14 protein-coding genes are annotated in these 15,261 nt (G+C 60.3%); 10 read left to right on the plus strand and 4 right to left on the minus strand.

The window, feature by feature from the left end:
• Positions 1-83 precede the first annotated feature (83 nt).
• Positions 84-947: a DegV family protein gene (locus ACZO0A_RS11320; RefSeq protein WP_302376400.1), complete on the plus strand. Its 864-nt coding sequence runs from the start codon at positions 84-86 to the stop codon at positions 945-947.
• A 117-nt stretch (positions 948-1,064) separates the two neighbouring features.
• A complete protein-coding gene (locus ACZO0A_RS11325) occupies positions 1,065-1,313 on the plus strand; it encodes a hypothetical protein (protein WP_302376398.1) in 249 nt (82 codons plus the stop codon).
• A 325-nt stretch (positions 1,314-1,638) separates the two neighbouring features.
• Here ACZO0A_RS11325 and ACZO0A_RS11330 read toward each other — a convergent pair whose 3' ends face one another.
• Positions 1,639-1,794, minus strand: a complete 156-nt coding sequence (locus tag ACZO0A_RS11330; protein WP_302376410.1) for a hypothetical protein — start codon at positions 1,792-1,794, stop codon at positions 1,639-1,641.
• A 122-nt stretch (positions 1,795-1,916) separates the two neighbouring features.
• The gene (locus ACZO0A_RS11335; RefSeq protein WP_302376396.1) at positions 1,917-2,264 is read right to left on the minus strand and encodes a NifB/NifX family molybdenum-iron cluster-binding protein; all 348 of its coding nucleotides are present in this window, start codon (positions 2,262-2,264) and stop codon (positions 1,917-1,919) included.
• Between the two features lie 675 nt (positions 2,265-2,939).
• On the opposite strand from ACZO0A_RS11335, the gene ACZO0A_RS11340 reads away from it, so the two are divergent.
• Positions 2,940-3,437 (plus strand): cob(I)yrinic acid a,c-diamide adenosyltransferase, encoded by a 498-nt coding sequence (locus tag ACZO0A_RS11340; RefSeq protein WP_302376394.1) that lies wholly within the window; start codon positions 2,940-2,942, stop codon positions 3,435-3,437.
• Positions 3,438-3,625: 188 nt separating this feature from the next.
• Entirely contained in the window at positions 3,626-6,622 is a 2,997-nt protein-coding gene (locus ACZO0A_RS11345) for a glycoside hydrolase family 3 C-terminal domain-containing protein (protein ID WP_486846348.1), read from the plus strand.
• Positions 6,623-6,828: 206 nt separating this feature from the next.
• On the opposite strand, the gene ACZO0A_RS11350 is transcribed toward ACZO0A_RS11345, so the two are convergent.
• Positions 6,829-8,178 carry an MATE family efflux transporter gene (locus ACZO0A_RS11350; protein WP_302376390.1) on the minus strand — a complete coding sequence of 450 codons (1,350 nt, stop codon included), beginning with the start codon at positions 8,176-8,178 and terminating at the stop codon, positions 6,829-6,831.
• The gene (locus ACZO0A_RS11355; protein ID WP_294718819.1) at positions 8,165-8,620 is read right to left on the minus strand and encodes a MarR family winged helix-turn-helix transcriptional regulator; all 456 of its coding nucleotides are present in this window, start codon (positions 8,618-8,620) and stop codon (positions 8,165-8,167) included. The genes ACZO0A_RS11350 and ACZO0A_RS11355 overlap by 14 nt, the downstream gene beginning before the upstream one ends.
• Positions 8,621-8,934: 314 nt before the next feature.
• Here ACZO0A_RS11355 and ACZO0A_RS11360 point away from each other — a divergent pair, with 314 nt between their 5' ends.
• The 6 genes from ACZO0A_RS11360 to ACZO0A_RS11385 form a co-directional block, all read left to right on the plus strand.
• On the plus strand, positions 8,935-9,498 hold the full coding sequence (locus ACZO0A_RS11360) for a zinc ribbon domain-containing protein (RefSeq protein ID WP_294718817.1): 564 nt from the start codon (positions 8,935-8,937) through the stop codon (positions 9,496-9,498).
• A gap of 24 nt (positions 9,499-9,522) precedes the next feature.
• A complete protein-coding gene (locus tag ACZO0A_RS11365; protein ID WP_302150335.1) occupies positions 9,523-9,936 on the plus strand; it encodes a hypothetical protein in 414 nt (137 codons plus the stop codon).
• Positions 9,937-10,220: 284 nt separating this feature from the next.
• Positions 10,221-11,879: a zinc-ribbon domain-containing protein gene (locus ACZO0A_RS11370; protein ID WP_302376385.1), complete on the plus strand. Its 1,659-nt coding sequence runs from the start codon at positions 10,221-10,223 to the stop codon at positions 11,877-11,879.
• 13 nt (positions 11,880-11,892) lie between these two features.
• A complete protein-coding gene (locus ACZO0A_RS11375; protein WP_302376384.1) occupies positions 11,893-14,094 on the plus strand; it encodes a protein kinase domain-containing protein in 2,202 nt (733 codons plus the stop codon).
• A gap of 11 nt (positions 14,095-14,105) precedes the next feature.
• Positions 14,106-14,246, plus strand: a complete 141-nt coding sequence (locus ACZO0A_RS11380) for a hypothetical protein (protein ID WP_291212712.1) — start codon at positions 14,106-14,108, stop codon at positions 14,244-14,246.
• Between the two features lie 140 nt (positions 14,247-14,386).
• Positions 14,387-15,261, plus strand: an 875-nt coding sequence (locus ACZO0A_RS11385) for an FHA domain-containing protein (RefSeq protein ID WP_486846349.1), incomplete at its 3' end; no start/stop codon positions are given.

Raw genomic sequence — 15,261 nt, forward strand, 5'->3', positions numbered from 1 at the left:
AGAGCACCCCGTATTCTCTGTGATGCGAAGATGCGGTTTTTGACACACAGACAGCGTGACAGAAATTGAGGAGGGGCTACGCCATGGAAATCGGCCAAAAAGTCAAAATCATCTCAGACAGTACCTGCGATCTTTCACAGGAGCTGACGGCGAAGTACGATATCGATATTCTGCCGCTGCATATCCTGCTGGGCGAAAACGAGTTCCGGGACGGCAAAGATACCACACCCGATCGCATTTTTGCGTGGGCGGATGCAAACAAGGCAACGCCGAAAACCTCTGCGCCGTCTCTGGAGGATGCCAAAGTGCTGCTGCAGCCGTATGTTGAGGCCGGCCGTGAGGTGATCTGCTTTTCGATCTCCGGCAGCATGTCCACCTCCGGCAATGTCATGCGCCTTGCCGCCGAGGATCTGGATGCCGCCGCGCAGGTCACGATCATCGACTCCGAGAATCTCTCTACCGGGATCGGACTTCTTGTGTTGGAAGCTGCCATCCTGGCAGAGCAGGGGCATACGGCGGCAGAGATCACCGCTGCCGTCAGGAAACTCATCCCGAAGGTGCGGGCAAGCTTTGTCGTTGATACATTGGTATACCTGTGGCGAGGCGGGCGATGCAATGCCGTTGCCGCTTTGGCAGGCAGTGCGCTGCGGCTGCACCCCAAGATCGTGGTGGAAAACGGTGCCATGCGGGCAACAAAGAAGTACCGCGGGAAAATCGACAATGTGATTATGGCCTATGTGAAGGACATGGAAGCTGACCTGAAGGCAGCCCGACCGGAGAGGGTCTTTATTACCCACTCCGGCTGCAGCCGTGAGGTAGTGGGGGAAGTACGCTCTTATCTGAAAGAGCTTAATGTATTCTGTGAGATCCTTGAAACAAGAGCCGGCGGCGTGATTTCCAGCCACTGCGGCCCGGGCACGCTCGGGGTGCTGTTCATAGCAAAGTGATGTAGCGCGCGTGCTGTTGCCGAATTCCGAATCTTAACAACGCCGGCACAGTAAGCAACGCAGATGATCAATCGTATAAATACACCAAATTTGAATAAGGCGTAAAGGACCAGAAGAATGGCCGATTCTCTGATGACCTGCACCCCCTACGGTATCAATACCCATCGCCTGATCGTGCAAGCCAGACGAGTAGCTTATAACGGCGAGGATGACGCGCCAGCCAAGACTGTACAAGCGATCATTCATTATACAGTGCGGTCTTTCAAACGCACTTACACACTGTACATCGGTGCCGCTGTAATACTCTTTCTGGTGGTGGTTCTTTTCCGCCGCGGACAGAGAAAACGCAAGACCCATAAGAAGTAAAACAGAAAGAAACGGTCAACTGCCGCACCTTGCTCGCCGTATCGGCACTTAGAATTATGCGGTATTGCCTTAGCATTATGCGGCATTGCCCCAAAAAAATGAGGTACCCCCTTTTAGCCAAACTGCTTAAAGGAGGTACCTCATTTTTTGGGCAAAAGCGCCGTACAATTAGATGTTCCGGATGCGGTGTCCGGCCGGATGGCTGAGGCGGAGACTGAGGTTATCGATAATGCCGGGGCGGTTGCGGAGAATAACGCATAAATAAATACGCGAATCGGAAAAAGCAAAGCAGCTTCCGCTTTGCTTTTTCTATTAATGCTGAATATCAATCGGTCAGAAGATCCATAGCCCTTTGGGCAATCGAAATACGCTGCTTCTCGCCGCCGGAAAGGCTTGCGCCGCCTTCGCCGATGACCGTGTTGTAGCCGTCGGGCAGGGCCGTGATAAAGTCGTCGCAGCGGGTTTTCTTCGCGGCAGCCACGATCTGCTTAGGGGCACGTCGTAGCCGCCAATCATCACGCTGGGCGCGGCCATGTGGGCGGCCCTGGGGGAGAAATCCCTCCGGCCGCTTACGCCGTCTACTTCCCTTTAACAAGGGAGGCTTTAATGGTGCCCCCCGCAATGCCCTTTGGCAGCCTCTGGGTTGTGTACCAGCTTCCCGGCCAACAGGGCCAGCACGGCCTGGTCGGCGCTGCCGGTCGTCCCGGCAAACAAGCGGATGCCTGCCCCGGCCAGGGCACTGACCGCGCCGCCGCCGATGCCGCCGCAGATGACCGTGTTTACGCCCTGGCGCTGCAAATAGCTGACCATGGCGCTGTGGCCGCTGGCTGTGGCATCCACAACGGCGGTGTCTAAAATCATGCCGCTTTCGACGGTGTACAGTTTAAATTGTGCGGCGTGGCCAAAATGCTGGTAGACCTGGCCGTCAGCATAGGTGACTGCGATTTTCATGGTGATTCTCCTTTGTCAACAAAAAAGCCGCATCTTCCGACGCAGCCCCAACACTTCTATTATACCACGCGCACCGCTGCCGCGCAAGGGCCGAACCTGCACAAATCTGACGCCGCAACGTTGTGAACTCTGCGAATGGACGCACAGCCGGGGGTGTGATATAGTATAGTCACAGAAAGAAAACAGCCGGAGATAAGGAACTAAAAGTTCCAAGTGCCGGTCGGATTTCGGAAGGAAGGAGGCTCAAGTCCAATGGCAAACTTTAAAGATCCTATTCATCACCGGCGGGCCTGGGTCGCCTATAAGTGCTGAACGAACCGCATCCGAAGCCGCAAGTCATAACTTGTAAAAGATTGAAAAAATATGATGCACGGTAGGTTGGCACTTTGTTAGAGAGACCCAGGGGCCGTCACAAAAAGACCCTTGACACATATATATCAGGAGAGGGGCGGTACAGATATGACCGCAGAAACACCACCCGACTAAGCAAGTGGAACTTTACCTGATACCATAGGAGATATTCCAATGTACTGAGTTAAAAGACCGCAACCAACGATAAAGGGTATGAGGCTTATGACTCCAATCATTTAACATCCCCGGGGCGAACGAGAGAAGTTCGCCCCGGTTTTTTGTTTGCGGAAAATATGCTATAATACCCCCAAAGGGGGCTATACCATGCTGCATATCTACTACGGCGACGGCAAGGGCAAGACCACCGCCGCCATGGGGCTGGCGCTGCGGGCGCTGGGCCATGAAAAACACGTGACGATTCTGCAATTTTTAAAGGACGGTTCCAGCGGCGAAATCGCACTGCTGCGCCGCTGCGGGGCCGACGTCCACGCCTGCCCGAACGCGAAATTCACCTGGCTGATGACAGCCGACGAGAAGGCCGAAGCAAAGGAGCACAACAACGCTGCCCTGCGCACCGCGCTGGCCGCGCCGTTTGATCTGCTGGTCCTCGACGAAGCCTGCGCGGCCTGCCGTACCGGCCTGGTGGACGAGAGCCTGTTACAGCAGGCCGCCGCGCTGGCCGGGCAGGGGAGAGAGGTGGTTTTCACCGGTCGCAATCCCGCTGCCTGGATGCTGGAACAGGCTGACTACGCGACCGAGATGCGCGCCGAGAAACACCCATATAGTAAAGGCGTGGCAGCGAGAGAAGGGGTTGAATTTTAAAGACTCCCTTTGACAAGGACGGTTTTTTCTTTCTTTTGTGTACTCTGCACAAAGAATGCTCCTTGCTTTTGTAGCTGCAAAACCGAATTTCGCAGAAAAACGACCGAATTTCGCAAAGTGTTGCAGTAGTGTTACTACATCGTGTACAATGGCGTTGTACCGTTAAAAATAAAAACAAGGAGAGAATCATGGACGAAATCAAAGCCCAAAAGAAAGCGCTGAAAAAGGCATACAAAAAGGCCAAGCGTAAGACCGTCCTGGGGTGGAAGATCCTGACGATCCTCTGCGCCATCCTCATGGTCGTTTTCATTCCCCTGTGTACCATCCTGAATACCTTCGACAACACAGTTGCGGCGTTTGTCGGCGGCACGTTCTGGAAACTGGAAAACGAGGATCCCAACGCACAGTACTTTACCACCGACTTTTCCTCGCCGGAAGAGATGGTCGACTACGGTTTGACCGTCGCCCAGCAGGTCGAGGCTGAGGGTGCGGCCCTGCTGATGAACAACGGCGCGCTGCCCCTGGCCAAGGACGCGAAGGTCAGCACCTTCTCCTCCTCCAGCGTCAACCTCGTCTACGGCGGCACCGGCTCCGGCAATATCGATGCCTCGACCGCCGACACCCTGCGCACCGCGCTGGAAAAGGTCGGCGTCACCGTCAACCCTACGCTGTGGGATTTCTACGCCACCGGCGCAGGCAAGGATTACACCCGCGCCAATGGCGGTACGGTATCCACCGCCAGCGCCACCACGGCGGAAGTGCCCTGGGACGTCTACACCGATGATGTAAAGTCCAGCGTCGCTCAGTACGGCGACGCAGCCATCGTCACTCTCTCCCGCGTCGGCGGCGAGGGTGCGGACCTGAGCTACGGCGAGGTCAACTACCTGGCACTGGACGACAACGAGAAATCTATGCTGGAAAACCTCGCCTCCATGAAGAAAAACGGCGAGATCAAGAGCATCATCGTCCTCATCAACTCCGCTAACGCCTTGCAGGTCGACTTCCTGAAGAACAACGACTACGACGTGGATGCCGCGCTCTGGATCGGCGACGTGGGCATCTCCGGCATCAACGCCGTTGCCCAGATTCTGGTCGGCGACGTCAACCCCTCCGGCAGTCTGGTCGATACCTACTGCTATGACAATTACAGCGCCCCCGCTATGTGGAATTTCACCCCCAGCGTCTACGACGGCTATGTCGAGGGCGGCGATGTGCCTGCCAAGGGCAGCACCTACATGATCTACCAGGAGGGTATCTATGTAGGCTACAAGTACTACGAGACGCGCTATGAGGATTACGTCATGGGCGCGGGCAACGCGGGCGACTACGCCTACGGCGACATTGTGGCTTACCCCTTCGGCTATGGTCTGAGCTACACCAATTTCAAGTTCAGCGATATGACCGTCAACTACAACGACGCGTTGGACGTTTATACCGTCGCTGTCAAGGTCACGAACACCGGCGCAGTCGCGGGCAAGCGCACCGTGCAGCTCTACGTGCAGAGCCCCTACACCGACTACGACAAGCAGAACGGCGTCGAGAAGGCCGCCGTCGCCCTGGTCGGATTCGGCAAGACGGGAGAGCTGGCCCCCGGCACCTCCGAGATCGTTACCATGAATGTCAACAAGCGCGATATCGCCAGCTATGACACCTACGGCGCGGGCACCTACATTCTGGATGCCGGCGACTACTATTTCACCGCCGCCAACGACGCCCACGAGGCCGTGAACAACATCCTGGCTGCCAAAGGCTACACGGTGGCTTCCACCAACGGCAAGATGACCGCCGACGGCGACGCCGACCTGACCTATGCGTGGACTGAGGACAAGCTCGACACCACGACCTACTCTGTCAGTGAGAACGGCACCGCCATCACCAACCAGCTGTCCTGCGCCGACCCGAATCTGTACGACGGCGAGGACAACACCGTGACCTGGCTGAGCCGCAGCGACTGGAACGGTACCCTGCCCACCGAGACCGTCAAGCTGGCCCTGACCGAGCAGCTGAAGAAAGACCTGCAGGATATCCGCTACGACCCCGCCGACTACGAGGCCGTGAACCTGCCTGCCATGGGCAAGAACAACGGCGTCACCCTGTATGACATGATCGGCCTCGACTACGACGACCCGAAGTGGGACGACCTGCTGGACAACCTGACTTTCGACGAGATGAACACCCTCATTGGCGATGCGTTCCACTGGACGATGCCGGTCAAGAGCATCGAGGCCCCCGGCACCCGCGATGAGAACGGCCCCCAGGGCCTGACCGCCAGCCTGCTGGGCAGCGGTGCTACCCAGCTGACTGCCACGGCCTTTACGTCTGAGGACGTCATGGCTGCGACCTTCAACACCGACCTGATGACTGCGGTCGGCACGATCATCGGCAACAACTGCCTGAGCGCCAACATTGCCTGCCTGTACGGCCCGGGCAACAACATCCACCGCACCCCTTACGGCGGCCGCAACTTTGAGTATTACTCCGAGGACGGCTTCCTCTCCGGTATGATGAGCGCCTACGAGGTTGCCGCCATCCAGGAAAAGGGCGTTCACGTCGTCATGAAGCACTTTGCGCTGAACGACTGCGAGCAGGATCGCATCGGTCTGGGCGTCTGGATCAACGAGCAGGCTGCCCGCGAAGTCTACCTGAAAGCCTTCCAGGCTCCCATCGAGGTGGGCAACGGCAACGGCGTTATGATTGCTTACACCCGCTGGGGCGCGGTCTGGTCCGGCGGCAACGCGGGCTTGGTCAACGGCATCCTGCGCGGCGAGTGGGGCTGCGATGGTATGGTCATTACCGACAACGTGCTGAACGTCTACGTCAACGGCCCGGACGGCGTGCTGGCGGGCGTGTCCATCTACGACGCTATGATGCCCTATGTCACCGACAAACTGCCTGAGTACAAGAACGACGGTGTCATCGTCAGCGCCATGCGTGAGGCCTGCCATCACAACCTGTACGCCATCGCCAACAGCTGCGGTATGAACGGTGTCGGCGCAAACACGACGATCAAGCTGACCCGCCCGACGGTTATTACGATGGTCATTATCATCACCTGCGCGGCAGCGTTCTTCTGCCTGCTGGGCATCGTGCTGTGGATCTTCGGCGTAAGAAAACTGCGCAAGACCGAAGAATACAAGGCATACAAGAGCTTTTTGAAAGACCAGAAGGCCGCGAAAAAAGCGTAATCCGCGCTGAATAGCGCAGAAAAACACTACCCGAGGGGATTGAACCCTTCAGGTGGTGTTTTTTGGTGGGGCGGCTCGGGGAAAAATCCCCCCAGCCCGCTTAACGCGGGCAGCCCCTTTTGACAAGGAAACCTTTTTAAAGCCTCCCTTGTCAAAGGGAGGTGGACGCCGTGGACGGCCGGAGGGATTCTTCTGGGGGCCGACCCTTACACCTTCGACTGCTTCGCCAGCTTCCGGTTCCACCACACGTAGAAACCGACACAGAGCAGCACGCCTACCCCTGTCGAGACAGGGGCGGCAATGCCGATGTTCGTCAAGTTCGCGTTGGGCTGGATGCTCATGTAATAGGCCAGCGGCAGGCGCACCAGCAGCGTTTGGATGATGCCCTGCGCCATCGTGAATACGGTCTGATTGTTGCCGTTAAAGTAACCCAGCATCGTGAAAAGAATCGCTGTTCCGATGGTTTCCGGTGCAAACCCCTTCAAATAGGCAAAGGCGTTTGCCACGACCGCCGCGTTCTTGGTGAACAGCCCGGCCAGCACATCACCCTTCCAGAACACCAGCGCAAACACCGCGCAGCCGATGACCAGCCCGATGCCAAGGCCGGTGTACATCGACTGCTTGGCCCGCCTCTGGTTGCCCGCGCCGACGTTCTGTGCCACGAAGGACGCCATCGACTGCATGAGCGCACTGGGGATGAGCATGGAAAAATTGACGATTTTGCACGCAACACCGTACCCGGACGATGCCTCCAGTCCCAGTCGATTGACGAAGGCACAGAGTGCCAAAAAGGAGAACTGGGTCAAAAATTCCTGCAAAGCCAGCGGCAACCCGATGGACAAAAACTTGCGGCACTGGGGATTCAGCCGCACGTCGGCTCGGCGCACCGTGAAAGACAGGTCCTTCCGCCGCAGCATGACCAGCGCACAGACGACACTGATGGCCTGGGCCAGCACGGTAGCCAGTGCCGCACCCGCCGCGTCCAGGCCGAACCCGGCCACGAGTACAAGATCACCCACGATGTTGACGATGCAGGCGACGAGAACGAAAATCAGCGGCGAACGGCTGTCGCCCAGGCCGCGGAACGCAGCGGACAATAAATTGTACGCCACAATAAAGAAAATGCCGCACCCGCAGATGCGCACGTAGTTCACGGTCTGGCCCAGCGCGGCCTCGGGGGCCTGCATCAGTACGGCGATGGGCTGTGCAAACACGACCATGACGACGAACAGCACGGCGGCCAGAATCGAGAAAACGAACGCGGCACCGCCCAAAACAGCGCCGATTTGTTCGGGGTGCTTCTCGCCAAGGTAGCGCCCGATGAGCACGGTCACGCCCATGGCAAGCTGCGTGACGACGAAAGTGACGAGGTTGAGGACCTGGCTGCCGGTGGATACGCCGGACAGGCCCGCCGTGGTGCCAAAATGCCCGACGACGAGCAGATCGACCGCGCCGTAGGCGGCCTGCAGGACCAGCGCACCCAGAATGGGCAGCATGAACAGGGTCAGCTTGTGCAGGATGTTCCCCTGGGTAAAATCAGATTTATTGCTTACCAACGTTATTTCTCCTTTCGGCTAAGACCTGATACAGCGTCTCGATAGTGCGAATCATGCAGGCGGCATCCTCCTCCGGGATGTCCTGCAAGGCAGGTAAAAGCTCGGAAAAGTACTGTGTATCGTACTTATCACACAGCTGGCGGCCCGCTTCGGTGGCGGTGATGTAGGTGACGCGGCCGTCGTCGGGGCTGGCCGATTTGGTCAGGTAGCCTTTAGCCTCCATCTCCTTGACGGTACGGGTCACGCCGGGCCGTGGCAGGCCCAGCGCGTCGCTGATGTCGGACACGCGCACAGGCCCGCTCGCCGCTTCCAGCGTGTGGACAGTGTCCAGAACATGAATATACGACGGCAGAACGTCTTTTGGCAGCGGCGGCATCATGTCGCACGCCCGCTTGCCCAAACGGCACGCGTCGATCATTTGCTTGATGAGCTTGACGGTCATAGGGGGGCTCCTTCTGTGTAGATTGATGATTACCAAAGGTAATTACCAAAGATAATTATAGACGGCGTTTTCGATTTGTCAAGAGGCAGTTGACATTTTGTCGTGGGTAGGCATACTTGAGCTAGATAACGCTAACTGTGTAGAGCGTTGCAGGCGATGGCATGATGAAGATGCCCATCGTCAAAATGGAGCTTGGGGCCGTATAAAATCAACTGCATTTCCCCTCGAGAAAATCCCAATAAGCATTGACAAAATAAGGCGCAATTTGTATTATAATAGGTAAAGAGAATTTCCAGAAAGGGCGGGAAAATGACATGGCTTTTTTTGATGATCTGAGCAAGAAAATCACCGATGCCAGCACGAAAACGATCCAGAAGGGCAAGGACTTGACGGACGTCGCGCGGCTCAACTCGCAGATTTCGGCGGAGGAAAACCGCATCAATACGCTGTACGGCATGATCGGCAAGCAGTACATGGAGCTGCACCGCAAGGACGCCGAGGATGCCTTTGCGGGGCTGGTCGCCTCTGTGGCCGAGGCTGAACAAAATATCGCAGCCTGCCGTGCAAAAATCACGGAACTGCGCGCCGTGCCCCACTGCCCGAACTGCGGTGCCGAGCTGGTCAAGGGCGCTGCGTTCTGCGGCATCTGCGGTACACCCATCCCCGTTGCCCCGGCCCCTGCGCCGGTGGCTGTGCCCGCCCCGCAGCAGCCTGTCCAGGCCGCCCCGGTGGCCCCGGCACCCGCTGTCCCGGTGGAGGCACCGACGACTCCGGTGCAGTCCGCACCTGCGGCTCCGGCTGTCAAATTCTGCCCCAACTGCGGCGTGAAAATGCCCGCCGATGCGCAGTTCTGCGCCGAGTGCGGCACCCGCTTCTAAGCTAGAGAAAAGAGGAAAATAACGATGCAAAAAGCAAAATTGGGCATTTCGGTGGGCCTGCTGGGCGCCGCCATCTACCTGACCGCCCTGTCCGGCAGCCTGCTGGGTCTGCTGGTGCTGGCCGGTTACGTGTTGCTGGTTGAGGATAACCAGTGGCTGCGCCTGTCCGCTGTCAAGGCGGTGGCCGTCTACCTGTTCTTTACCTTTGTCATTCAGGCCGTGGGCTATGTGCCGGACGTGCTGAGCATCATCAGCGACGCTGGCAATCTGTTCAACGCCTACATCAGCGTGCCTGTGCTGAACGATATCGTGACCCTGGTCAAAGATCTGATTTACCTGGCCGAGAAGATCTTCCTGATGGTTTTGGGCGTGAAAGCGCTGAACCAGGGCACCGTGGCAGTTCCCTTCGTGGACAAGCTGGTCGTCAAGTACCTGTAAGCCGCCTTTACTTACGCCATTCATTATATCCATATCCATCCATCATCCGGGCCGTTTCAAATTCCTGGGCAGCCCGGGAAAGCGTCCGTTGACCTGCATCCAGCTGGGAAGATCGCCTGCCACGCAGGACAACGATCTTGCCGAGGGGCAGGGCAGCGGGCGTTTTTTGTTTTGAGAATCCGTAGGGGCGCACCTGTGTGTGCGCCCGGTTCCCGGGGCGTCGGGGACGCCGACCCCTACATATGTGCGCCCGGAAAATTGTATTGATAAAAGGGGAGACCGTTATGTTCTGTGGAAATTGTGGCAAGCCGATTGCCTATGCCAATGCGAAATTCTGCCCGGCCTGCGGTGCGCCGGTGCGCGTCCAGCCCGACGCGGCCAATGAGCCGCCCAAGGTACCCGTGCCCCCGCGCCCGGAAGAGCCGGAAACGCCCGCCGTGTCGGTAGTTGAACCGACCCCGGCAACCGTGGGACAGGATGCCCCTATCCCGCCGCAGTCTGCTGCAGCCACTCCGGAAAAACCGCAGGCTGCCACCGTGTCTGAACTAGAATACCCGGACGACGACGCGACCCGCATTTTGACCCCAGCCCCGGAACCCGGCGAGGACGAGGGTGCCACCCGCATCTTCGGCTTCGATGAACCCGCCGCACCCATCGCCGAACAGCCCGCTGCTGCGCCCCAGCCCGAAACGCCCCCGGCCCCCGAAGCCACCGCCCCACTGTTCGCATCGGCCGCGCCGTCTGACCCCAACCCTGTGAACGTAGGGCCAAATAGTAACTCTGCCCCCATCCCGCCGCAGTCTGCCGCAGCCACCCCGGAACCCCCGCAGGCCGCCCCCGCACCAAACCCCGCGCCTGCCCAATCTCCCTTCCCGCAGTCTGTCCAGCCCACGCAGCCCATCACTCCCAACCCCACCTGGCAGACTCCGCCGGAACCCGAGGTTTTTTCCGGCGCCAAAAAAGAGAAAAAGCCCGGCAACGGTCCGCTCATCTTCGTCATCGTGCTGGCTGTGCTCATCCTGGCGGGCGGCGGGCTCTACTTTGCCAACGACTACTTCATGCTGGGCCTGGAAAAAATTCCCCAGAAACTCGGCTTAGTTGAGGAGATCGTCCCCGACGAGACCACCGGCGAGACCGCCTTGCCTGCCGCCGAGGCCCCGACAGGGGGGAGCACCGCCGACACCCCCGCCGCCGAACCCACCGCACAGCCCGCCCAGACCCCGGCCCCCGCCGCCACGGCGGCCCCCACCACAGAGCCGCAGGCTGTCGCCGCGACCGCTGACAGCGTGGTGCTGCACGGCGTGCCCGACGGTGCGACCATCACCATCAACGGCCAGAACGCCGCCGCCACCGTGCAGAACGGCGACGCCGCCCTGAGCAAGACCGCACTGGGCGACGCGGCCCAGCTGCGCGTCATCGCGAACCAGGGCGGCAACTGGCGTGCCGCCGCGATCTGGTACACCGCCGACCAGGGCAGTGAAATCACCTTGTCCGACAGCGACTTTTTGTACAGCGGCAGCGAGGACGGCTACCTGGAACCAGACGACGCTTTCCTGGAAAACGTCGCGCTGAACTACTACAAAGCCTTCCTCAATGCCGTTAACGACCACGATTTGAGCGAGATGCGCTTCTCGACCGCGCGCAACACCGACGAGCAGAGCAGCCACGTGTTCAGCGACCTGAACGCCGGCAACACCTACGACACCTCCACCGCGTCCTGCACGCTGGACGGCAGCTCCATCACCTGGGGCACGTACAGCCTGACCGTCAACGCCAGCTATATGTGCGTGCGCGAGGATCGCGACACCGCTGTGCGGGAGATCAACAGCAACCACCGCACCATCTGCATGGTCTGGCAGGACGGTATGTGGCAGGTCGATGATATCGCTTTCTTGAGCGACGACGACTTTGCTGCCCACAAATACGCCGATTTGAACAAGTAAAAGGGGAAACCACATGGACTTTATGCTGGGCAGCGACTATGAAAATATCCGCCCGCTGGACGCCAAGGGCGGCATGGGCGACCTATTCCGCGCCCACAAAAAGGGCCTGGACGTCGAGGTCGTCATCAAGCGCATCAAGCGCAAATACATTGGCCGCCTGGATCAGCAGAACGAGGCCAATATTTTAAAGGGCCTCAAGCATCAATACCTGCCCCGCATCTACGACGTTATCCCGGGCGAGGATGGGTGCCTGTACACCATCATGGACTACATCCCTGGTGTGGATCTGCAGCAGTATGTCAAGCAGAATGGCCGCGTGCCGCAGCCGTTGGCCCATCGCTGGGCCTGCCAGCTCTGCGAGGTCGTGGCCTACCTGCACGCCCAGACGCCGCCGATTCTGCACTGCGATATCAAGCCGCACAACATCATGATCACCGGGCAGGGGGACATCTGCCTGATCGACTTCAACACCTCGCTCGTGTTCCAGGGCGACGACACCGTCGTCGGCGTGACCAAGGGCTACGCCGCGCCCGAGCAATACTTGGCCGCGCCCACCGGGGCAGTGGGGCAGCCCGCCGCCCCGACCGTATCCCCCACGGCGGCCACCGTTATGGCCGCCCCGACGGAGTATGCCGCGCCTGCGCCGCTGTCGTCGGCCCCCTCCGCCGCCCCCTCTAATCCATTGGTGCGCCGCAGCTCCCAGCCGTCCTTCTCGGCGGCGGTCACGGCCAGTGCCGGGGCCTATGGCCCGCTGAGCGTGCGCACCGACGTGTACGCCATCGGCGCAACGATGTACTACATGGTCACAGCCGCCACGCCAGAGCGTTCGCTCGACCCGGTCACCGACGTGACCGCCCACCGCCCGGCCATCAGCCGCACGATGGTCAGCATTATCCGCCGCGCCATGTCCAAGCAGCAGAAAAACCGCTTTGCCAGCGCCGACGAGATGCTGCGCGCCTTGCAGGATGTGGACAAACTTGACCGCCGCTACCGCCATTTTGTGGCGGCGCGGCGTGCCACGGTGGGAGTGCTGTGCGCTGCCTGGCTTGCCAGCGCCGGCCTGACGCTGTACGGCGCGAATCTGCTGCGGGGGGAGCGCATCAACAATTACTTGGAGCAGGTCGCCGAGGGCCGTGCCCAGGACGAGGATGGGCAGTACGCCGCCGCGGACGCGACCCTGCGCGCCGCCGTGGACACGATGCCCCGCCACGTAGAAGGGTACACCGCGCTGGCGACGGTGTTCTACCACCGAGGCGACTACCAGAGCGCCGTTGACCTGGCCGAGGGTGCGCTGACTTCCGAAATGCTGGATCCCGCCAAGGACACCGCTGCCGACGGCGAGTTCTACTGCATTCTGGCCAACTGTTACTACGAGCTGGGCCAGTACGCCGAGTCTGTGACCGCTTACCAGAAGGCCATCCGGCGCGACGATACGAACGCCCGGTACTACCGGGGGCTGGCAATGGCCCAGGCCAAGACCGGCGACGAGAGCGCGGCCATCGCCACGCTGAACACTGCCCAGGCCCTGACGCTGGGCGACGCCGACCGCGACGGCGTGCTGGCCGAGCTGTACGCCCTGCAAGGCGACACCGCCCAGGCGTGGACGATGTATCGCCAAGTTTTGGACGCCGAGACCGACAATAATGCCCTGAGCCGCGCGTATCTGGCAGCGGCGCAGCTTTACACCAGCGGCGGCGTGGTGCAGACTGACCACCTTGCCGAGGTCATCCCCCTGTTAGAGGAAGCCGCCCAGCGCCTACCCACCGGCTACACGCTGGCCCACCGCCAGCTGTTGGCGACCGCCTACGGCGAAGCCGCCGCAGCCTGGCCGGACACCGCCGCCGATTCCCTGCAAAAGGGCATTGCGGTCTTGCAGCAGATCGAGGCCAACGGCCAGGGCGGCCTGACCACGGGCCTGAGCCTGTACGCCATGCAGCACAAGGCCGGGGACGACACCGCCGCCGAGGCCACGCTGCTGAACTTGCAGCAGGCCTACCCCAGCGACTACCGCCCCGACATGGAGCTTGCGTTCCTGTACGCCGATATGCAGAGCAAAAAGGACGCTGCGGCGCGGGATTACACCGCCGTGGCCGCCTGCTACGACACGGCGAAGCAGAAATACCAGCAGGCCGCGGCGAACGGCGCGAATGATATGTCGATGACCGAACTGGAAAACCTGATGGCCCAGCTGCGCACCGCAGGCTGGCTGAACTAAGGAGGACCGCCATGCTGACAACCGGACAGATTGTGTTTGCGGTGGGGCTGGCGGGCCTGGCCGCCTCGCTGATTGCCACCATCGTGACCACAAAAACCTATCATAAGAACGAGAAAAAACTGAGGGAAGATATCTGGCGGGAATATAAATAAGGTGCGCCCCAAAACATCGCGGCCATGCAGGGGCCGGGCGCTTGGCGGCGCACAACGAGCGCCGCCAGTTTGCTTCGCAACCCCGCAACGCCGCCCCCTACAATGCTCCCCACAAAAATCCACACATTCGAGGTCCTACCATGCTGACTCTCTTATCGGTATACAGTGAATCCGCCCGGCAGGACTTTTTGCTGCCTGCTGCTGAAAATGTCACCCTCTGCGCCCGCGCCGACCGCTTCGGCCTGGGGCGGGACATCGCCTTGACATTGTCTGCGGCGGGCGGCTGGCATTTTACCGGCCCCTGCACCGCCAGCCTGCGCCATGTGGGCATACCCTACGCGGGCCAGCCCGTGCAAGCAGGGGACAGCCTTGCCTACTGCCTTTCCGGGCGGGTGGCGCTCGTGCTACTGGTCCGACAGCAGACGTCGCCCTTTGCCGCCTATGACCGTTACCGCGTGCGCCCGGGCAGCATCTACATCGGCAGCGCGGCGGACTGCGGGCTGCAGTTCACCTTTTCCAGCGGCGGGCAGCAGTACATCACCCAGTACCATGCCGAGCTTCGTTTTGACGGTACATCGTTCGGTATTTACGACCGCAGCCGCAACGGCGTCTTTGTCAATGGCCGCCGTGTGCGCGGGTCGGCGGCGCTGGCCTTCGGCGATGAGGTCGATATCTGGGGCCTCGCGCTCGTGATTTTAAACGGCGGGCTGGCGGTGCGGCGCACCCCCGGCCTGACCGTGGCCCCTGGCGTGCTCACCCCCGGGGACCAGCCCGCAGTGCCGCTGGGCGCGGCTCTGCCCCAAACCGTCTGCCACCGTGCCCCCCGCAGCCTTGCGCCGCTGGTCGCCGCGCCCATCACGCCGGAGGCCGCCCCTGCCGGGGATGCGGGCTTTTTGTCTGCCATTTTGCCGGGCCGCCGCGCCGAGCAGCAGACCGCCCACACCGCCTGGCTGGCCCGGGTGGCCGCGCAGTTGCAAGACCGCTGCGACGCCAACACCCGCGTGATGCACGCGCA

The organism is Gemmiger sp., assembly GCF_057431175.1.